Genomic DNA, 19,020 nt, shown 5'->3' on the forward strand with positions numbered 1-19,020 from the left:
TCGAAGTTCAACGTCGGGAGACAGTCGAATGTTTACCCTCCAACCGACCCGCTCGCCGGGGAAAAAACTGCTGTTCGCCATCCTTACCGCGCTGGCATTGGCCGTGCCGCTGTTCATGGTCTGGTTCCTTATCTACGACCGCGAAGAACAGTCGCAGACCGCCGTCGCCTCGATCGCGCAAGGGTGGGGCGGCAAGCAGGTGCTGCGCGGCCCCGTCCTGGTCATACCCTACAAAAGCACGACGCAGGAAACCGCGGTCGAAAACGGCAAGTCGGTGACGCGGGTGCGCACCCTCGAAAAGGAACTGGCCCTCGATCCGGCGGCGGTCGACCTTTCAACGACCATCGATCCCAAGCCGCTCAAGCGGTCCATCTACGAGGCGGTGGTCTATGATTCCGCCGTCCGCGGAGCGGTGCGGTTCGCGCTTCCGACCGACCTCGCCCGGTACGGCGTCGACCGCGCGTCGCTGGACCTGTCGAAAGCCGAATTGCGCTTCGCCATCGCCGACCAGCGCGGGCTCGGCGCCAATCCCTCGGTCCGCTTCGGCGGCAGGCCGGTCAGCCTGCAACCCGGCGCGCATGGTTCGGGCGGCGGTTTCTTCGCCTTCGTCGACGCCGGCGCGCTGGCGGGCAAATCGATCGTCGCGGAATTCGACTACCGGCTGCGCGGCAACGCGTCGCTCGCGCTCGAACCGCGCGGCGGCGACATTCACTGGCGGGTCGCCAGCAGCTGGCCGCACCCCAGCTTCACCGGCAGCTTCCTGCCGGGCGCGCGAACCATCGGGGCCGACGGCTTCAAGGCCGACTATCGTATCGGCAATTTGTCGCTCGGCCGGACGCTGGTCGACACCGCCGAGCGAGGACAGTGGAGCTTTGAGAGCGGCGCGGCGGCAGCGGCAGCCGAAGCCGTCGCTGCTGCCGCTTCGGACGAGGCCGGGACCAATACGGTTTCGCCCGCCGGCGCGACCGCTAGCGTCGAACTGATCCAGCCGGTCGACCTCTATTCGCGCGTCGACCGGGCAGCGAAGTACGGCTTCCTGTTCATCGGCTTCACCTTCATGGCGCTGTTGATGTTCGACATCATCGGCGGCATCCGGGTCAGCAGCGTCGAATATCTGCTGATGGGCGCCGCGCTCCTACTGTTCTTCGTGCTGCTGCTGGCCTTTGCCGAGGTGATCGGTTTCGCGCTGGCCTACCTCGTGGCGGCGTCGGCGATCGTCGGCCTCAACACCGCTTATTCCGCCGCCGTCCTCGGCAGCTGGAAACGCGGCTACGTCATGGGCGGATTGCTCGGCGGCCTGTACGCCGTGCTCTATATCCTGCTGGGCCTCGAAGCGCTGAGCCTGCTGATCGGGTCGGTGCTGTTGTTCGTCACCCTGGCGGGGGTGATGTACGCCACCCGCCGCATCGACTGGAGCGGCGGTGAAGCGGCGGCCCACGCGTAAAACACTGGCAGCGGGGGGCGGCAGTCGCTAAGCCGCTCCCCGCTTATGACTGATCCTAAACCCCCCAAGCGCATTTTCCCGACCTCGAAGGTCGATGCGCAGGCGGCCAAGCATGTGCCGTCATCGCCCCAGACCGAAAGCCAGGCCTACAAGCTGGCCTTCCAGGACACCGATTTCCTGCTGCGCGAAGATCTTCGCCCGGTCCGTTTCCAGCTTGAACTGATGAAGCCCGAGCTGCTGCTCGAAGAGGCCAACATCGCTTCGACCTTCGTCTTCTACGGCTCCGCCCGCGTGCCCGAACCGGCCAAGGCGAAGGCGCTGCTCGATCACGCCAAGACCGACTGGGACAAGAAGGTCGCCGAACGGCTGGTCGCCAAGGCCCATTATTACGACGAGGCGATGAAGCTCGCCGCGCGCGCCAGTCGCTTCCCGGTCGACGAAGAGGGCAAGCGCCATTTCGTCGTCTGCTCGGGCGGCGGGCCCTCGTTCATGGAAGCCGCCAACCGCGGCGCACAGGAAGCGGGCCAGGAATCGATCGGGCTCAACATCGTGCTGCCGCACGAACAGCTGCCCAATCCCTACGTCACGCCGGACCTCAGCTTCCAGTTCCACTATTTCGCGCTGCGCAAGATGCACTTCCTGATCCGCGCGCGAGCGGTGGCGGTATTCCCGGGCGGCTTCGGCACCTTCGACGAAATGTTCGAGCTGCTGACGCTGATCCAGACCGGCAAGGTTCGTCCGTTGCCGATCCTGCTGTTCGGCCGCGAATTCTGGACCCGCGTGGTGGATTTCGAAGCGCTGGCCGAAGAAGGCGTCATCAGCCCGCACGACCTCGACCTCATCACCTGGGTCGAAACCGCCGAAGAGGCATGGGACGCAGTCTGCCAGCATTACGAAGTCTGCTGAGCGAGCGGACCTAAGCGCAAACGAAAAGGGCGGCCCCTGATGGGACCGCCCTTTTTGCTTGTCCGCTTACGTGCGGCTTATTTCTTGGCCGGTTCCGCCGGCGCGGCGGCATTTTCGTCCGCCGGCGCAGCGGCGTTGGCGTCGGCCGGTGCGGCAGCTTCATCGCCGTCGGCAGCCGGGGCAGCGGCTTCGGCCGGCGCGGCGGGCAGCGGCAGCGGCGAATCGCTCTTGGAATTGAGGAAGGCGATGACGTTGGCGCGGTCCTGCGGGTCCGACAGACCGGCGAAGGTCATCTTGGTGCCGGGCGCGAACTTCTTCGGGCTGGCCAGCCATTCGTTGAGGTTGTCCCAGTTCCAAGTGCCGCCCTTGCCGGCCAGCGCTTCGGAGAAGGCGAAGCCGTTGGCGCCCTTGCCCACTTCCTCGCCCAAAACGCCCCACAGGTTCGGACCGAGCGCGTTCGCGCCGCCCTTGTCGGCGTTGTGGCAGGCGGTGCACTTCTTGAATACCGCTTCGCCCTTCGCGACGTCGGCCGAGGCCAGGTAGAAGGCGATCGGCTTTTCGGCTTCCGCCGCGCCGCCCTCGGATTCTTCGCCGCCGGCGACTTCCAGCCCGCCTTCGTGCGGTGCGTGGTTGCGGAACATCTCGCCGGTGACCAGCGAAGCGCCGAGCGCGACGATGCCGGCGGCCAGTACCCAGCCTGCGATGGTGTTGTTGCGGTCCTGCATGAATCCCCTGCGGCTTTGCCGGAAAAAAGGTTGAATTGGACACGCCCTTTAAGGGCGAGTTCCCCTCACTTCAAGCCGTCTGCCCATCGCTCCAGTAACGTGCGGGCGATGGCGGCGCGGGGGGGCGGCAGGAAGGCGGGGTTTCCGCCGCCGGACAGCGCGGCGACCACCTCGTCGCGGGTGAACCAGCGGGCATCGTCCAGCTCTTCACGGTCGATGACCAGCTGGGCGCCGTCGGCGTCGGCGATGGCGCCGATCATCAGCGACGATGGAAAGGGCCACGGCTGGCTGGCGATGTAGCGGACGTTGATCACGTCGATCCCCGCCTCTTCCTTCAGCTCGCGCGCCACGGCCGCCTCGATCGTCTCGCCCGGCTCGACGAATCCGGCCAGCGCCGAGTACCGCCCGGGCGGATATTGCGGCTGGCGGCCGAGCAGCAGGCGGCCGCCATGTTCGGCCAGCATGATGACGACCGGGTCGCTGCGCGGATAATGTTCGGCGCCGCACGACGGGCACTGCCGCGACCAGCCGCCGCGATTGGGCTGGGTCAGCGCTCCGCAAACCGAACAATGGCCATGGCGCCGGTGCCAGTTGGCGAGGCTGAGGGCAGCGGCGAAGATCGGGGCTTCGTCGGCCCGCAACTGGCCGAGCAGCGCAAAATGGGCCGATGCCGTGATCGGAACCGTGCCGTCGGGAAGCGTGGAAAAACGCGGCTCGCCCTGGTCGAAACCGAGGAACAGCGGCTCGTCGCCCGCGAGCGGCAACCATGTCAGCCGTCCGTCCGGTTCCAGCTTGGGCGCGCCATTGTCCCAGGCCAGCGCCCGGGCGGCAGGGTGCGACTTCAGCGCCTCGATCTCGCCAGGCCGCGCGCGAAGGGGATCGGCCCGGTCGAGACCCGGTCCGGCGAAAAAAGGATCAGTCGGCAAGTTCATGCTTTCGTGACAAGGCGGCCTCGACCGCGCGGGCATAAAGGGTGGGAAGGCCGGCCTCGCCGATCAAGTCCAGCGGCTGCCACCAGCCGTCGCCGGCCGGTTCGGGCCGTTCGACCAAGTGCAGGTCGAGCGTGAAATGGGTGAAGCCGTGCGACACGGTGGCGAAGGTTCGTGTTGGCACGCCGTCGTGATGCCAATCGTCGCCGGGCAGGCCCGCCATCCCGCCGAGCAGCCCCTTGGCGGGCCGCCGAACCAGCCACACCGCGCCGTCGCGTGTCGTCCACCAGGCGATGCCATGGCGATGCGGCCGCGCCTTCTTCGCCTTGGGGGCGGGAAAGCGTTCCGGATCGCCGCTGGCGAAGGCGGCGCAATCATTGCTCAGCGGGCAGGCTAGGCAAGCCGGCTTTTTCGGCCGGCAGACGGTCGCACCCAGGTCCATCATCGCCTGCGCGAAATCGCCCGGGCGATCGGCCGGGGTCATTGCCTCGGCCAGTTGCCGAATTTCGGGCCGTGCTTCGGCGACCGGCCGGTCGATGCCGTAAAGCCGCGCGATGACCCGCTCGACATTGGTGTCGACCACCGCGACCTGCTCCCCGAACGCGATCGCCGCCACCGCCGCTGCGGTGTAGGCGCCGAGACCGGGCAGCTTGCGCAGTTCCGCTTCGCTGGTCGGAAAGCCGCCGCGCGCCGCGACGACGCGGGCGCAGGCGATGAGGTTGCGGGCGCGGGCGTAATAGCCGAGCCCCGCCCATTCCTGCAGCACGGCCTCCTCTGGCGCTTCGGCCAGCGCCTCGACCGTCGGCCAGCGTTCGATAAAGCGGCGAAAGCGCGGCTTTACCGTCGCCACCGTGGTCTGCTGCAACATCACCTCGCTCAGCCACACGCGATAGTGCTCGGGCGGCGGCATTCCCGGCGGGCTGCGCCACGGCAGGACGCGGGCATGGGCGTCATAATGTTCGAGAAGCTGCGTGGCAGCACTGGCGAGCATGAAAACCCTATGGCATGGTCGCCCGCTATGGCGAAATCCCCCCGTGCCGATTCAGCGACCGAAACGCCCCGCCGCGGCCATGCCCGCGCGTGCGGCGACCTGCTGGGCGACATCGCCGGGACCAGCTTCAGAAAGTTCGGCTTCATCCAGGCCTCGGTGGTCAGCCGCTGGGCCGAAATCGTCGGCGAACGCTATGCCAAGGTTTCGACCCCCGAATCGATCCGCTTTCCGGCCGGCAAGAAGTCCGACGGCACGCTCAACCTCGTCGTCGAGGGCGCGCACGCCCCGCTGATGCAGCATATGGCGCCGCTGGTGATGGAACGGGTCAACCGTTTCTTCGGTTATGAAGCGATCGCCAAGGTCGCCTTCCGCCAGGGCCGCGTCGCCGCCGCCGCCGCGCCGAAACCGGTAAGGCCTGAAGGGGCCGCCGTCCCCAAGGAATTGGGCGAGGGCCTGCGCCAGATCGCCGACCCCGAACTTCGCGCCTGCCTCGAATCGCTGGCGTCAAAGCTTGCCGGATCGACCGGCACCCCGACCGTCGAACCGGTCACGATCAAGACCATCACCCTGACATCCCGGAGTTGATTCATCCCATGACGACCAACAAGCTGATCATCGCTGCCGCCGTTCTGGCGCTTGCCGCCTGCAACAAGGACAAGGAAGCACCCGTCGGCGAAAAGGGACCGGACGTAACCGCCGCCCCGGTGCCGCCGCCGGCCAACGGCGACTGGTCGACGGTGGTCAAGGCGACGCCCGAAGGCGGCTTCGTCATGGGCAACCCCAACGCCAAGGTGAAGCTGGTCGAATATGGGTCGATGACCTGCCCGCACTGCGCCGAATTCGAAGAAAAGGGCGCCGGTCCGCTGATCGACAATTATGTAAAGAAGGGCTGGGTTTCGTACGAATTCCGCAACTTCGTGCGCGACGCGGTCGACATCACCGCGTCGGTCGTCGCGCGCTGCAACGGCGAATCGACCTTCTTCGCGCTGACCCGCGGCATGTATGCCGACCAGCGGAACTGGATGGAAAAGCTGCAGGCCGCGCCCGAAGCGCAGGCCAAGTCGCTTGAAACCATGTCCGCGCTGCAGCGGACCAGCACGATCGCCGACATGGCCGGTTTCAAGACCTGGGCGGCGCAGCGCGGCGTCCCGCGCGCCAAGCTCGACCAGTGCCTCGCCAACCAGGGCGAACTCGACAAGCTGGTGCAGGTCAATGCCGATGCCGTCTCGCAGTACAGCATCCCGGGCACTCCTACCTTCCTCATCAACGGTTCGGTGGTCGACAAGGCCGCGACCTGGGAAGCGCTGGAGCCCAAGCTCAAGGAAGCGATCGCCAGCTAAGATGGTCCAAGGGGGGTAACAGGATTTGCGCTTTCGCCGGCTGAAACTCAGCGGGTTCAAAAGCTTCGTCGAGCCCGCCGAGCTCCGGATCCAGCCGGGGCTGACGGGCGTCGTCGGCCCCAACGGCTGCGGCAAGTCCAACCTCCTCGAAGCCATCCGCTGGGTGATGGGCGAGGCCAGCCCCAAGAGCTTGCGCGGCGGGGGGATGGAAGACGTCATCTTCGCCGGGACCGCCAGCCGCGCCCAACGCGACTTCGCCGAAGTGTCCCTGCTGATCGAGCGCGAGGGCGAGGACGGCAATTATAGCGAAAGCGAGGTCACCCGCCGGATCGAGCGCGGGGCGGGCAGCGCCTACCGGCTAGACGGCAAGGATGTCCGCGCCAAGGACGTGTCGCTGCTGTTCGCGGACGCGGCGACCGGGGCCCATTCGCCAGCGCTGGTCAGCCAGGGCCGCATCGGCGCGGTCATCGCCGCCAAACCGGTCGAACGGCGGCAGATGCTGGAAGAAGCGGCGGGGATTTCCGGCCTCCACGCCCGCCGCAAAGATGCCGAGCAGAAATTGCGCGCGGCAGAAGCCAATCTCACCCGGCTCGACGAAATGCTGTCCGACCAGGAAGCGCGCGCCGCGTCGCTGCGGCGGCAGGCGCGGGCGGCCGAACGCTATCGCGCGCTGACCGAGAAAATCCGGCTCGCCGAAGCCAAATTGCTCTACGCCCGCTGGGCCGACGCAGACCGCGCGGCGGTGAAGGCGGCGGAGGAAGCCAAGGCGGCTGAGGGCGAAGTCACGCGCCTCGGCGAAGCGATGGCCGTCGCCCAGCGCTTGCAGGAAGAAGCGGCGAGTGTGCTTGCCCAGCGGCGCGACGCATCGGTTGCGGCGCGCGAGGCGGGGCGCAACCTCGCCCACCAGCTCGCCACCGCCCGGGCCAAGCGCGACACGGTCGTCCGCCGCCTCGCCGAGCTGGAACGGCTGGCGCAATCGCTGGCGGCCGAGACGGCGCGCGAGCAGGCGTTGAAGGCCGATGCAGCCAAGGCGATGGACGCGCTCGACCGGGAGCGCGACGAAATCGAAACCCGGCTTGCCGATGCCGAAACCGTCGCCGTCCGTATCGCGCAGGAACTGACCGCCGCCGAAGCTGCATCGCGCGAGGCGGAGGCCGCGCTGGCTGCGCTTCTCGCCAAGGAAGCGGCAATGCGCGCCGAACGGCGGGTCGCCGACGCGGCGGTCGATTCGGCGCGCAGCCAGTCCGCGCGTATCGCTGCCGATCGCGACCGGCTAGCGGCGCAGCTCGCGGGCCTTGGCGACGGCCAGAGCGAACGTGCGGCCATCGAAGAGGCGCAAAAGGCCGGCGAAAGGGCCGCGAAAGAATTGGCCGAAGCCGAAGCCGCGATGGCGACGGCGGAAACAGCGCGCGCCGAGGCCGCCAGCGCACGCGACGAAGCGGAAAGCGCGCTCGCCGCAGCCCGGGCTGCTTTGTCGGCGGCCAAGGCCGAACGTGACGCGCTGGCCCGTGCTCTCGCCCATGGCGGCGGAGCGGCGCTGAGCGAATTGAAAGCCAAGCCGGGCTATGAACGCGCGCTAGCGGCGGCGCTGGGCGAAGATATCGAAGCGGTGCTGGGCAAGGACGGCCCGCGCCGCTGGGAAGGCAGCGAGGCGCAGGCAGGCGATCCCCCGCTTGCGTCCGGCCTCGACAGGCTGATCGACCATGTCGAAGCGCCCGCCGCATTGCGCCGCCGCCTCTCGCAGGTCGGCGTGGCGGACAGCGACAGCGGCCAGCCGCTCGCCGTCGGCCAGCGCATCGTCACCCGCGACGGCGTGATGCGGCGCTGGGACGGCTTCGTCAGCGTCGGTGGCGGCGCGGCGGCGGCCGAACGGCTGATGCGCGCCAACCGCCTTGCCGAAATCGACAAGCAATTGCCGGGGCTAGAAGGCGCGGTTGCCGAGGAGCAGGGTGCCCGCGACGCCGCCGCCGTAGCGGTCGAAACCCACCGCCGCGAAGCCGAACAGGCCCGGCAAGCAGCAGCCCAGGCCGAACGCGCCCAGCGCGACGCGGCGCGGGCAGGGGACAGCGCCGCCACCGCGCTCGAACGGCTCGACGGTCAGCGCGCTGGTCTCGAAGAGCGACAGGCAGACCTCCGACCCTTGATCGAGGCGGCCGAGGAAGCGGTCGCGGCGGCAGCCCGTTCGCTCGCCGCGCTGCCCGACCCCGACGCCATGCGGCACGAGGTCGACGACGCCCGCGCCAAGGCCTCGGCGGCTGGCGAGGCGGTTGCCGATTGCCGCGCCCGATCCGCCACCCGCGCCCGCGAAACCGCCGCAGACCGCGAGCGCCACGCCGCCGCCGGTCGCGAAAAGGGCGAATGGCGCGCGCGTTCGCTGCAGGCCGAGCAACGCCTCGCCGAAACCGCCGGTCGTGCCATGGCGCTGGAGGAAGAGCAGGAAGAGCTGACGGGCGAGCCCGAACGCCACGCCGCCGAAATCGAGCGGCTGGAAAAGGACAGCGCCGCCAGTGAAGCCGAAGTCGCCAAGGCCGCCGATGCCGAGCGCGACGCGCAGGAAGCCGTCGGTATCGCCCAGCGCGCGCTGGCCCAAGCGGGGGAAGCATTTGCCCTAGCCCGCGAGTCCCGCGCCGGGGCCTCGGCCCGCGCCGACGCCCAAGTTGCCCGCCGCCAGGAATATGCGCAGCGCTGCGGCGAACTGTTCGAATGCCCGCCGCCGCTGTTGCCCGAACGAATCGGCTTCGACGGCGACGACCTCGGCGATCCCGACGCCGAGAAGGAGACGCTCGAGCGCCTCACCGCCGAGCGCGAACGGATCGGGCCGGTCAACCTCGTCGCCGAACAGGAGCTGGCCGAACTCGACACCAGCCGCGAAGCCAATGTTGCAGAGAAAGAGGAGCTGGCGCAGGCCATCGCTCGGCTGCGCGGGTCGATCGGCAGCCTCAACCGCGAAGGCCGCATCCGCCTGCTCGACGCCTTCGAGAAGGTCGACGCCCATTTCCGCAGCCTGTTCAGTACGTTGTTCGGCGGTGGCGAAGCGCATCTGGAACTGGTCGAAAGCGACGATCCGCTCGAGGCCGGGCTCGAAATCATGGCCCAGCCGCCGGGTAAGAAGCTGCAGTCACTGACCCTGTTGTCGGGCGGCGAGCAGGCGCTGACCGCGGTGGCGCTGATCTTCGGCCTGTTCCTGACCAACCCAGCGCCGATCTGCGTGCTCGACGAAGTCGACGCGCCGCTCGACGATGCCAATGTCGAACGATTTTGCGACCTCCTCCAGCGGATGAGCGGCGAGACCGACACCCGCTACCTCATCGTCACCCATAATGCGGTGACGATGAGCCGGATGGACCGCCTGTACGGCGTCACCATGATCGAGCGCGGCGTCAGCCGGCTGGTCTCGGTCGACCTCGGCGGGGCGGAGGAATTGCTGGCCGCCGAATGAACGAGGCGCTTCCCAGTTATACCGATGCCGAGGTCAAGGCCGCGCTGCTCGCCGCGGGCGCATCGGGCACCATCTATTCGCTAGTCATGCCCGAAAGCGAGGCGGCGTTCGAAGCGGTGCTCGACCGCGACCGCGGCGGCTTGCTCGACCTGTACCGCGAAGCGTGGACGCAGAAGCAGGACGCAATGCACCGCGACTATTTCGACCTGTGGGTCGGCTGGTCGCGACCCGCGCTCGACTGGTCGCCGGACGCCTTTCCGTTCCGCTATCCCACCGCCGGGGCGAGCGAAGGCATCGTCAAGCTGATGGCCGAATATCTGGGCGATTGCCGCGCCGCAGGACGGGTGCCGCAGGTCCATATCTTCGATGGCGACTATGAAGGTTTCCCGGCCTTTGCCGCTTCGCTCGGCATCGCGGTGGTGCGGCACCCGCGGGAGGAATGGCAACGGGTCGCCGCCGCAGCCGTTCCCGCTGGCGCCCAATTCTGGATCAGCCAGCCGAGTGCGATCGACGGGATCGTCTGGCCGCATTTCGACGCCTTTGCTGCGGCGCTCGCGGCGTCGCAGCCTACGGCCGAACTGGTTCCTGATCTTACCTATGTCGGCAGCGTTGCGCGGGACTATCGCATACCGCTCGCTGCGCCCAACATCCGCGCCTTCGTGATGAGCCACAGCAAGCCGTTCGGTGGCTATTACCATCGCGTTGGCGGCGTCTTCGCCAAGGAAGAGCGACCCAGCCTGTTGGGCAACCGCTGGTTCAAGAACCTCTTGTCGCTGGCCTGGGGCAGCGAAATGATGCGTCGCCACGACGTGTATGATCTTCCGCGAAAGTATCGGCCGGTCCAGGAGGAGGCGGCCGGCCGCGTAGGCGCGGCGCTGGGGATCGAGTTGCAAGCGGCCGACGTCAACCTGCTGGCGACCGCGCCGTGGTGCGAGGGGCTCGGCCAGCCGCTAGCCAGCGTCGGCCGCGGCAGCGGCAGCGAAAAGGTCGTGCGGCTGTGCGTGACGGCGGCGATGGCCAGCCTGATCGATCCCGCGCTTGCGCCATCGACCGCGCCCGATTTGCTCGCCCGCTGGAAAGGCATGGCATGAAACTGGATTCGATCGTTCGCCTGACCGACCGCGCGGACATCCACGATTATGTGATGAGCCTGTGGAGCGACAGTCCGATCCGCCGCAGCCATGCCGAGGGCGGACTGGTTCACCGGGTCATCGACCGCTTCGCCCGCATGCCGCGCTTCTTCTTTGCGCCATCGGAGCAGGCGATCGAATGGACCCACTTTTCGCCTTGGTGGGGCGGAATCCTGCTCTGCGACTACGACAACCCGGTCATCCGCGACCTGCGCTACCTGCATGAAATCTTCCACGCCGCGACGATGCCCTATGTCCGCGATGCCAATGCCCCGACCTTCGAAGCGATGAATTTCCGCAACGAGCGCGAGGCGAGCAGCTTCACCGAACTGGCCATCTATTGCGAGTTGCCCGATCTGCGGCCCATCGCTTTCGACCATGTGATCTTCGCGGATCGATTCCTGTTCCCCAACGGCGACCGGACCAGCCTTGATCCGGAGTGGGCGGCGCGATGGAAGGAGGATAGGGGCCTCGCCTTCCAGGCGCTGATGTACGAACGGGCCAAGGTCATCCTCGCCAGTGACGAGGAAATCGATCCCGACGACCCACAGATCGTGTGGTTGCGTCGATATGGCGAGCAGGGCGCGGCCTGGGTGCGGATCTGGAGCGACCGTTTTCGCGACGTACAGCATGCCATGCTCGACCTCGAACGGCGCAGCCGCGACGGCGATCGCAGGGGCGCGCTTGACGCCCATCTCGATTGGCTTCTGGATGACTCGCGCACCGACCGCAGCACTGTCCCCTTCCGGCATGAAGCGGAAAGGTTCCGTACCACCTTCGACGATCTTATTCGGGTCTATGACGAAGCGATGCGCGCCCGCCACCAGACTGCGGTCAGCGGGAGAGGCGAAAACTGATCATATTCGCTATTGCGAATGACTATCAGTAACGATAATAGAGCCCTGCCAAAGTGTCCGGGTAGGGGAAGTTTTCGTGTTTCGTCCGTCGTTGTTCGCCATGCTCGCCGCAACCACCATGCACGGCGCACCCGCGCCGGCCCAAGCTGCGTCGAACGAAGAAGAACTGAAGCTGGCGATGGTCGATACGGTGGTCGTGACCGGAAGGCGCGACGGCTATGACCAGCACTCCACGTCGACCGCAACCAAGACCGACACCCCGCTGAAGGACGTGCCGCAGGCGGTCAGCGTGGTCACCGCCGAACAGATTGCCGATCAGGGGCTGCGCTCGGTCACCGACGTGCTGCGCACCGTGCCTGGCGCGACGGTCGCTTCGGGCGAAGGGCATCGCGACCAAATCCTCCTGCGCGGCCAGAACAGCACCGCCGACTTCTTCGTCGACGGCATCCGCGACGACGTCCAATATTATCGCGGCCTCTACAACCTTGAACGGGTCGAGGTGCTGAAGGGCCCTAACGCCATGATTTTCGGCCGCGGCGGCGGCGGCGGCATCGTCAACCGCGTCACCAAAAAGGCAAGCGACCGCAATTTCGTGCGCGGCGCGACGGGCCTCGACAGCCATGGCGGCTGGTTCGTCGGCGGCGATGGCAACGTGCGACTGGCCGACGGCCTCGGCGCCCGCCTCAATGCCACCTATGAAGATTTCAGCAGCTTCCGCGATCATGTCGACGGTCACCGTTTCGCGATCAACCCGACGCTGGGTTGGGACCTTGGCGACGAGACCCGCATCGACCTGTCGTACGAATATAACCACGACCGCCGCACCGTCGATCGCGGCATTCCGTCGCTGAACGGTCGACCGCTAAAAGGTGCACAGGACGATTTCTTCGGCGACCCGGACGTCAACAAGAGCCGACTCGACGCGCATGTCGTCGATCTTTCGGTCTCGCACCGCTTCAGCGACAGCATCCGCTGGTCGGGCAAGGCGCGCTATGGCGATTATGACAAGGCCTATGCCAATGCGCTGGCGGCGACCCCGGTTCAGGCCGACGGCACCGTGGGGATGGAAGCCTATCGTTCGACCAACAAGCGCCAGTCGCTGCTGATCCAGAACGACTTCATCGCCGACTTCGCGACCGGCCCGGTCCGTCACACGCTGCTGTTCGGCGTCGACTATGCCAACCAGGACAGCCGTGCGACGCGCCAGCAGGGCTATTTCGATGCCTCGCCAACCGCCGTCAATTCGCGTCGTCGCCTGTTCGTGCCGATCGCCAGCGCCGACGACCTGCCGACGATTACTTTCCGCGACGGCGCCACCGCCGCCACCGACGGCAGCACCGACGCGGTTGCCTGGGGCGTCTATGTCCAGGACCAGGCCAAGATCGGCGAGCATGTCGAGCTGGTCGCGGGCCTGCGCCGCGACTGGTTCAGCCTCGATTATCGAAACAATGTGAACGGCCAGAAGCTTTCGCGCGACGATGCGCTGTGGTCGCCGCGCCTCGGCCTGGTGCTGAAGCCAAACGAGAACGTCTCGGTTTACGGCAGCTGGTCGAAGAGCTTCTTGCCGCAATCGGGCGACCAATTCTCTTCGCTCGCTGCGACCACCGCGGCGTTCGAGCCGGAGGAATTCCGCAACCGCGAAGTCGGGGTGAAATGGGCGCTCGCGCCGCGGCTCGACCTCACGCTTGCCGCCTATGTCCTCGACCGCAGCAACACCCGCGCGATCGACAACAGCGGCAATACGGTGCTGAGCGGCGAGCAGCGTTCGAAGGGGATCGAGGCCAGCCTGTCGGGCAAGGTCAACGACCGACTGTCGATCGCCGCATCGGCTGCGCTGCAGCGCGCCCGTTACCGTACCACCAGCACCGCCGGGGCGGCGGGCAACGACGTCGCCAGCGTGCCGCACTTCACCACCTCGGTCTGGGGCCGCTACGATTTCGACCAGCGGTTCGGCGTCGGCGCAGGCGTCTATCACCAGTCGAAATTCTACGCCTCGTCGTCCAACGCGGTGAAGGTCCCGGGCTATACCCGCATCGATGCGGCGGCCTACATCGGACTGACCGACTATGCCGAGCTCCAGCTCAATGTCGAAAATTTGCTGGGCAAGGATTATATCGGCCTCACCCATACCGACAATAATCTGACCCCCGGCGCACCGCGCACGCTGCGCGGCACGGTCCGCTTCAGCTTCTAGGCCACTAGCGCCTCTGCACGGTCGCGGACGCGTTTGAGGTCGTCGATGAAGCGCGCATGCTCCAGCGTGCGTGCGCTTTCGTCGGGCAGGCGCAGTAGGTAGCTGGGGTGGACGGTGATCCACGCTTCGCTGCCGTCGGAGAGGCTTAGCGGCTGGCCGCGATTGGCGCCGACGGCCATCACCTTGCCGAACAGGCTGCGCGCTGCGGTTGCGCCCAGCGCGACGGTCAGCGGCGGGCGGACGATCTCGCGCTCCCGCTCCAGCCACCAGCGGCAATGCTGGATTTCGCCGGCGTTGGGGCTTTGGTGAAGCCGCCGCGGCCCGCGCTGGATATATTTGAAATGCTTGACCGCGTTGGTGACATAGGTTTGTCGCCGGTCGATCCCTGCCGTCACAAGCGCTTGATCGAACAGCTCACCCGCCGGGCCGACGAACGGGCGACCGGCCAGATCCTCCTGGTCCCCCGGCTGTTCGCCGACGAACATGATCCGCGCGTCCAGCGGTCCTTCGCCGAACACCGTTTGCGTCGCGCAGCGGTGGAGGTCGCAGCGGGTGCAGCGCATCGCGTCGGCGCGCAGCGCGGCCCACGCTGCGTCGGCGTTGCTCGGCGGGGGTGCGGGCATCGCCGCGCTGCGCTCGATCATCGCCGCTTCGCGCGCCTGCGCACCCGCCAGCAATTCGCCGACCAGCGCGGTCTCCGGCATGTTGGCCCAATATTTCTTGGGCATTTCCTTCAGCATCGCCTTCACCTTGACCCGCGCCGGGTTGAAGATGTTGGCATAATAGGTCTTCCACGCCTCCTCGGTCGGATCGCCGTCGGGCGCGTCGGCGCGCGTCGCCCCGGGGCCTTCGCTGACCCGCTCGCCGTCCCAGTGGATCGACAGTTCGGGTGTCAGGATCGACCAGTGCATCCCGGCGAAGCGGCGGACAAAAAAGCCCGCTTCGCGCCGGACGATGTGATGGTCGGGTTCGAAAAATGCGACGAAGCGCGGCTTGCCGTGATCGCCCTCTACCTCGCGGAAACGAACGAAGGCATGCATCTTGTGCGCGTCGCGCCGCACTTCCTTCGCCAACTTTTCCAGCCGATCGACGAGCGGATCCGCGCGATCCTCCATCGCCCGCCGATTGCCGCGGATCTTCATCAGCAGGCGATACAGCAGCGCGAACCGCTCGGGATCGGAATGGCAGATGGCGGCCTTGGCCAAGGCGACAAAATCGCGGGGGACGGCAAAGCTGGCACCGGCTTCGGGCGGCGCAGCGCCGATGGCGAACAATTCGCCGTCCTCACCGTCGACCTGCCAGCTGATCGCATCGGGGGAAACGCCCGCTTCGGCCAGCCCGCGCGCGGCGTCGCGCCAGCCGTCGAAATCGTCAGGAGTGGAAAGGCGGACGTGGAACCGCTGCCGGGTCGCGTCCGCCAATCCCATCAACCGATCTTTTCGTTGATCTTCTCGTCGCAGCCAGCTTCGGCGCGTTCGATTTCCTGCGGCTTCTGCGCCTCGAATTCGGCGGTCAGCTCGACCGCCCGCTCTTCGCCAATGTCCTTCAGCGCGTCGGTGAAGATCGTCTCTTCCTCTTCCTTCAGGTGGTTGAGATATTCCTTCTTCAGCGTCGCGAACTTGTTGAGCCAGCCGGACGAGGCCATGTCCATCTCGTCGAGCTCCTTGAACAGATTCTCGATCTCGTGATGGTCCTTCGCCGCATGCTGGGCATAGGCGCGCATCTTACTCTCGCCCATCAGGTCGTGGTACAGCGTCAGCTCTTCGGTCGCCGCATGGGCGGTCGCGTCGGTCTTGAATTCGGCGAACAGGGCCTGGCGGTCGTCGCTATCGCCGGTCGTTTCCTCGATCTTCGCGATGAGGTCGCGGTGCTTGTCGTGATCGGCCTTCAGCCGTTCGAAAATATCGGTCGCCATAGAAAGTCTCCTTCGCCCCGCTCAACGCGTCAGGCGGCGAACAGGTCCAATTGCTTGGCCTTGGGCGCCACCAGCAGGCGCAGGTCGGCGCGATCGGTCAGCAATGTCGGGCGCCAGTCGGAGGTCACGATGAAGGGACGGACCTTGGCGATGCTGACCGTCAGCCGCGCGACATCGTCGAGCGTGATCGATCGCCAGCGACGGCTTTTGAGGATCCGGCCGACCGCCTTGGTCCCGAGGCCCGGAACGCGCAGCAACTGCTCCTTGGTCGCGCGATTGACGTCGACCGGAAAGCTTTCGCGAAACTTCAACGCCCAGGCGAGCTTGGGATCGATGTCGAGCGGCAGCATCCCGCCATCGGTCGCCGCGACCACTTCCTTCGGCTTGAACCCGTAAAAGCGCATCAGCCAGTCCGACTGATAGAGCCGATGTTCGCGCATCAAAGGCGGACGCTTCAGCGGCAGCACCGCGCTCGGCGAGGGGATCGGTGAAAAGGCGCTGTAATAGACCCTGCGCAGGCGGAAGCGGTCGTAAAGCTGGCTCGCCCGCATCACGATCGCGCCGTCGTCGGCGGCATCGGCGCCGACGATCATCTGGGTCGATTGGCCCGCCGGCGCGAATTTCGGCGCGTGCTTGAAGCGCTTGCGATTGTCTTTCCCCTCTTCGATCGCGCCCTTCATGTTCTTCATCGCGCCTTCGATCTGGGGCACGCTCTTTTCGGGCGCGAGGTCGATGAGGCCGCGCTCGGTCGGCAGCTCGACGTTGATCGACACGCGGTCGGCGAACAGGCCCGCCTGCCGCACCAGTTCCGAGTCGGCGTCGGGAATGGTTTTGAGGTGGATATAACCGCGGAAGTCATGAACCTCGCGCAACTGCCGCGCGACCTCGACGATCTGCTCCATCGTATAGTTGGACGAGCGGATGATGCCCGACGACAGGAACAGGCCCTCGATATAGTTGCGCTTGTAGAAGGCGAGGGTGAGCTGGACGATTTCTTCGACCGTGAAGCGCGCGCGGCGGACGTTCGAGCTCTTGCGATTGATGCAATAATGGCAGTCGAAGATGCAGCTGTTGGTCAGCAGGATCTTCAGCAGCGAAATGCAGCGCCCGTCCGGCGCATAGGCGTGGCAGATGCCCATGCCTTCGGTCGAGCCGATGCCACCGCTGCGGCTGTCGCGTTTGCTCGTGCCCGACGAGGCGCAGGACGCGTCATATTTCGCCGCATCGGCGAGAATCGCGAGCTTCTGGCGCGTGTCGAGCTGGGCCATGCGTTCACTTTACGTTCCCGCTTCGAAAAGTCGAGACCGCTAGCCGACACAAGCGCGCAACTCAGCGCAGGATGAGCGTTTCCGCCGCGGCGTAGCGCCGGGCAATCTCGCTTGCGGGTACCCGCCGCCCCTGGTCGATCCAGTCACGCAGCAACGACAGGAACCCAGCCGCCAGCAGCGATGCGATCGTCCGCCGGTCGGTCGTATCCAGTGCGGGCCGCCGCGCTTCCAGTCGCTGCTCGGCGACGCGGCGCAGCGCCTTTTCTCCGGCCAGCGACATGGCCGGGAAGTTGCGGTTGGTGGCCAGCCGGTCGGCACCGGCACCGGCGGCGGCGACATGGTCGAGGATCGATCCGACGGGAAGGATCGCCTCGCTCCGCTCCCCGTCGCCGCGCGCGAAATGCTCCAGCATGTCGGCGAAGCTGCGCGCCAGATAATCGTCGAGGCCCTGATAATGGGCGTAGAAGGTCGATCGGGCGATCCCCGCCTCGCGCGCAAGGTCGCCGACGCGAATATCGTCGATCGCGCGCAACCCGCCGAGCCGCAGCAGCGCCTCGCCAAGCCGCATCCGCGTTTCGCGCGCGCGCCGATCGATCTGGCCGTTCATGGACAGCGGGCCCCCTTTCGTCCGGCATCATGGGCTGATCGCCGCGGTCCGCGCAAGCTAGTCCTTGGGCCTCAACAACGGGGAACAATCATGACCAATTGGATCTGGGGCGGGCGGGCGCTGATCGCCATCGCCATCGCCACCATCATTACCTTCATCGTCCATCCGGTGCGCGGCGGCGACCATATGGTGGGCGCGTTCGATGCCAATGTGCTGACCCATGGCTTCGCCCTGATGTTCGTGCCACTGATCGCGTTCGGAAGCTACGCCTTTGCCGAATCGCTGGGCCTTGACCGTCCGGTCGTGCGCCTGGCACTGACCTTCAACCTTCTCGCGGTGGCACTGATGGCCATTGCGCCGCTGATTTCGGGGTGGGTGACCATGGCCGGTTTCGAACTCAGCGAGGAAGCGGGGCATCTCTCGGCACTGCTCAATCAGGCGATGGACCGCGGCTATGTCTGCTACAGCGCGGTCGCCATGCTGCTCTACGGCTTCGCGATCGATCGCCGTCGCATTGGATTTCGAATCCTCAGCTGGGTGGCGGGTGCGCTGCCGCTTGCCTGGCTCGCCAGCGGCCTGTTCGCACCGCATGTCCATGCCATGCTGATCCTCGCCTTCCTGCAGGGAAGCTGGTTCATCGTCGCCGGGCGCAGCCTGACGCAGGCTTCAGCCGAATAGCCAGTCGCCCAGCAACCGCCCGAACGGGAGGGTGAAGAACCCGGCCACCAGCAGGGCGCCCAGGACCATGCCGCGCACCGCAGACTTGTGGCGCGCGGCATCGTGCCGGCGTGCGGCCAGGATGATCACCGGCACCTGGATGATGGTCCAGATCGACAGCAGGTGGATGATCGAAAAGCCGCCGCGATTGATGCCGCGGATGAACAAGGTGTCGATGGCGGTCAGGAACATGGCGCCCGCCCAGACCCATCCCAGCCGCCGGTGCAGCCGGTCGCCGCGCCGCCGCAGCAGCATGACCGGCGTCAGCACCATCGCCACCGCGATCGTTGCAAGGTGGAACCAGATGACAGCCGGGATTCGCGCCCAGTCGTCATGCCCGCGCGCGACAGCAAGGGCCAGCACCACCGCCATCGCCACCGCGCCGGCGGCGAGCAGCCGATCGAATGGCGTGACAGCCAGCGGCGAATGCCGGATCGGCGAATTGGCGGCAGTGGCCATGATATTTCCCCCCGTTTCGGAATTGACCGACAGGCCGCCTCCGCTGCCATGCTACCACGGTCATGTTACGGTCCAAGCCCCGATTCCACCGTTAGTCGA

At 66.7% G+C, this 19,020-nt stretch carries 17 protein-coding genes; 9 read left to right on the plus strand and 8 right to left on the minus strand.

From position 1 onward, the window contains the following. The first annotated feature begins 28 nt into the window (after window positions 1-28). Window positions 29-1,444, plus strand: coding sequence for a cell envelope integrity protein CreD (creD, locus tag G570_RS04060; RefSeq protein ID WP_037499422.1), 1,416 nt, complete (start codon window positions 29-31; stop codon window positions 1,442-1,444). 45 nt (window positions 1,445-1,489) lie between these two features. Continuing rightward, window positions 1,490-2,350 (plus strand): LOG family protein, encoded by an 861-nt coding sequence (locus tag G570_RS04065; RefSeq protein WP_037499424.1) that lies wholly within the window; start codon window positions 1,490-1,492, stop codon window positions 2,348-2,350. 77 nt (window positions 2,351-2,427) lie between these two features. On the opposite strand, the gene G570_RS04070 is transcribed toward G570_RS04065, so the two are convergent. The 3 genes from G570_RS04070 to G570_RS04080 form a co-directional block, all read right to left on the minus strand. Next, window positions 2,428-3,075 carry a c-type cytochrome gene (locus tag G570_RS04070; protein WP_037499425.1) on the minus strand — a complete coding sequence of 216 codons (648 nt, stop codon included), beginning with the start codon at window positions 3,073-3,075 and terminating at the stop codon, window positions 2,428-2,430. 65 nt (window positions 3,076-3,140) lie between these two features. Next, window positions 3,141-4,007, minus strand: coding sequence for an NAD(+) diphosphatase (gene nudC, locus G570_RS04075; RefSeq protein WP_037499427.1), 867 nt, complete (start codon window positions 4,005-4,007; stop codon window positions 3,141-3,143). Further along, window positions 3,991-4,995: an A/G-specific adenine glycosylase gene (locus tag G570_RS04080; protein WP_037499430.1), complete on the minus strand. Its 1,005-nt coding sequence runs from the start codon at window positions 4,993-4,995 to the stop codon at window positions 3,991-3,993. The genes nudC and G570_RS04080 overlap by 17 nt, the downstream gene beginning before the upstream one ends. 27 nt (window positions 4,996-5,022) lie before the next feature. Here G570_RS04080 and G570_RS04085 point away from each other — a divergent pair, with 27 nt between their 5' ends. The 6 genes from G570_RS04085 (at window position 5,023) to G570_RS04110 (ending at window position 13,955) form a co-directional block, all read left to right on the plus strand. Beyond that, the gene (locus G570_RS04085; protein ID WP_245600254.1) at window positions 5,023-5,580 is read left to right on the plus strand and encodes a DUF721 domain-containing protein; all 558 of its coding nucleotides are present in this window, start codon (window positions 5,023-5,025) and stop codon (window positions 5,578-5,580) included. A gap of 8 nt (window positions 5,581-5,588) precedes the next feature. Beyond that, the gene (locus tag G570_RS04090; protein WP_037499433.1) at window positions 5,589-6,335 is read left to right on the plus strand and encodes a thioredoxin domain-containing protein; all 747 of its coding nucleotides are present in this window, start codon (window positions 5,589-5,591) and stop codon (window positions 6,333-6,335) included. 25 nt (window positions 6,336-6,360) lie between these two features. Next, on the plus strand, window positions 6,361-9,774 hold the full coding sequence (gene smc, locus G570_RS04095) for a chromosome segregation protein SMC (protein ID WP_037499434.1): 3,414 nt from the start codon (window positions 6,361-6,363) through the stop codon (window positions 9,772-9,774). Further along, window positions 9,771-10,865 (plus strand): hypothetical protein, encoded by a 1,095-nt coding sequence (locus G570_RS04100; RefSeq protein WP_037499438.1) that lies wholly within the window; start codon window positions 9,771-9,773, stop codon window positions 10,863-10,865. The genes smc and G570_RS04100 overlap by 4 nt, the downstream gene beginning before the upstream one ends. Next, window positions 10,862-11,761, plus strand: coding sequence for a hypothetical protein (locus G570_RS04105; RefSeq protein ID WP_037499441.1), 900 nt, complete (start codon window positions 10,862-10,864; stop codon window positions 11,759-11,761). The genes G570_RS04100 and G570_RS04105 overlap by 4 nt, the downstream gene beginning before the upstream one ends. 76 nt (window positions 11,762-11,837) lie before the next feature. Next, complete coding sequence (locus G570_RS04110; protein WP_245600255.1) at window positions 11,838-13,955, plus strand: TonB-dependent receptor; 2,118 nt, start codon at window positions 11,838-11,840, stop codon at window positions 13,953-13,955. Here G570_RS04110 and G570_RS04115 read toward each other — a convergent pair. The 4 genes from G570_RS04115 to G570_RS13090 form a co-directional block, all read right to left on the minus strand. Further along, window positions 13,952-15,382 carry a UdgX family uracil-DNA binding protein gene (locus tag G570_RS04115; protein ID WP_051504017.1) on the minus strand — a complete coding sequence of 477 codons (1,431 nt, stop codon included), beginning with the start codon at window positions 15,380-15,382 and terminating at the stop codon, window positions 13,952-13,954. The two genes, G570_RS04110 and G570_RS04115, sit on opposite strands and share 4 nt — an antisense overlap. Continuing rightward, window positions 15,382-15,870, minus strand: coding sequence for a hemerythrin domain-containing protein (locus G570_RS04120; RefSeq protein WP_037499444.1), 489 nt, complete (start codon window positions 15,868-15,870; stop codon window positions 15,382-15,384). The genes G570_RS04115 and G570_RS04120 overlap by 1 nt, the downstream gene beginning before the upstream one ends. Window positions 15,871-15,899: 29 nt before the next feature. Further along, window positions 15,900-17,138, minus strand: a complete 1,239-nt coding sequence (locus tag G570_RS04125; protein ID WP_037499447.1) for a putative DNA modification/repair radical SAM protein — start codon at window positions 17,136-17,138, stop codon at window positions 15,900-15,902. A 61-nt stretch (window positions 17,139-17,199) separates the two neighbouring features. Next, window positions 17,200-17,745 carry a TetR/AcrR family transcriptional regulator gene (locus G570_RS13090; RefSeq protein ID WP_051504018.1) on the minus strand — a complete coding sequence of 182 codons (546 nt, stop codon included), beginning with the start codon at window positions 17,743-17,745 and terminating at the stop codon, window positions 17,200-17,202. Between the two features lie 90 nt (window positions 17,746-17,835). Between G570_RS13090 and G570_RS04135 the strand changes: the two genes are divergently transcribed. Continuing rightward, window positions 17,836-18,423, plus strand: a complete 588-nt coding sequence (locus G570_RS04135) for a hypothetical protein (protein ID WP_037499449.1) — start codon at window positions 17,836-17,838, stop codon at window positions 18,421-18,423. Here the strand turns inward: G570_RS04135 and G570_RS04140 are convergent. After that, the gene (locus G570_RS04140) at window positions 18,412-18,921 is read right to left on the minus strand and encodes a DUF2306 domain-containing protein (RefSeq protein WP_037499452.1); all 510 of its coding nucleotides are present in this window, start codon (window positions 18,919-18,921) and stop codon (window positions 18,412-18,414) included. The genes G570_RS04135 and G570_RS04140 overlap by 12 nt on opposite strands. Between the last annotated feature and the right edge of the window lie 99 nt (window positions 18,922-19,020).

It is taken from the genome of Sphingomonas jaspsi DSM 18422, assembly GCF_000585415.1.
Taxonomy (GTDB): Bacteria; Pseudomonadota; Alphaproteobacteria; order Sphingomonadales; family Sphingomonadaceae; genus Sphingomicrobium; species Sphingomicrobium jaspsi.

Bases quoted from the DNA above. Each gene is read 5' to 3' on its own strand.
- creD (WP_037499422.1), top strand. From the start codon at position 29: ATGTTTACCCTCCAACCGACCCGCTCGCCGGGGAAAAAACTGCTGTTC.
- G570_RS04065 (WP_037499424.1), top strand. From the start codon at position 1,490: ATGACTGATCCTAAACCCCCCAAGCGCATTTTCCCGACCTCGAAGGTC.
- G570_RS04070 (WP_037499425.1), bottom strand. From the start codon at position 3,075: ATGCAGGACCGCAACAACACCATCGCAGGCTGGGTACTGGCCGCCGGC.
- nudC (WP_037499427.1), bottom strand. From the start codon at position 4,007: ATGAACTTGCCGACTGATCCTTTTTTCGCCGGACCGGGTCTCGACCGG.
- G570_RS04080 (WP_037499430.1), bottom strand. From the start codon at position 4,995: ATGCTCGCCAGTGCTGCCACGCAGCTTCTCGAACATTATGACGCCCAT.
- G570_RS04085 (WP_245600254.1), top strand. From the start codon at position 5,023: ATGGCGAAATCCCCCCGTGCCGATTCAGCGACCGAAACGCCCCGCCGC.
- G570_RS04090 (WP_037499433.1), top strand. From the start codon at position 5,589: ATGACGACCAACAAGCTGATCATCGCTGCCGCCGTTCTGGCGCTTGCC.
- G570_RS04100 (WP_037499438.1), top strand. From the start codon at position 9,771: ATGAACGAGGCGCTTCCCAGTTATACCGATGCCGAGGTCAAGGCCGCG.
- G570_RS04105 (WP_037499441.1), top strand. From the start codon at position 10,862: ATGAAACTGGATTCGATCGTTCGCCTGACCGACCGCGCGGACATCCAC.
- G570_RS04115 (WP_051504017.1), bottom strand. From the start codon at position 15,382: ATGGGATTGGCGGACGCGACCCGGCAGCGGTTCCACGTCCGCCTTTCC.
- G570_RS04120 (WP_037499444.1), bottom strand. From the start codon at position 15,870: ATGGCGACCGATATTTTCGAACGGCTGAAGGCCGATCACGACAAGCAC.
- G570_RS04125 (WP_037499447.1), bottom strand. From the start codon at position 17,138: ATGGCCCAGCTCGACACGCGCCAGAAGCTCGCGATTCTCGCCGATGCG.
- G570_RS13090 (WP_051504018.1), bottom strand. From the start codon at position 17,745: ATGAACGGCCAGATCGATCGGCGCGCGCGCGAAACGCGGATGCGGCTT.
- G570_RS04135 (WP_037499449.1), top strand. From the start codon at position 17,836: ATGACCAATTGGATCTGGGGCGGGCGGGCGCTGATCGCCATCGCCATC.
- G570_RS04140 (WP_037499452.1), bottom strand. From the start codon at position 18,921: ATGGCCACTGCCGCCAATTCGCCGATCCGGCATTCGCCGCTGGCTGTC.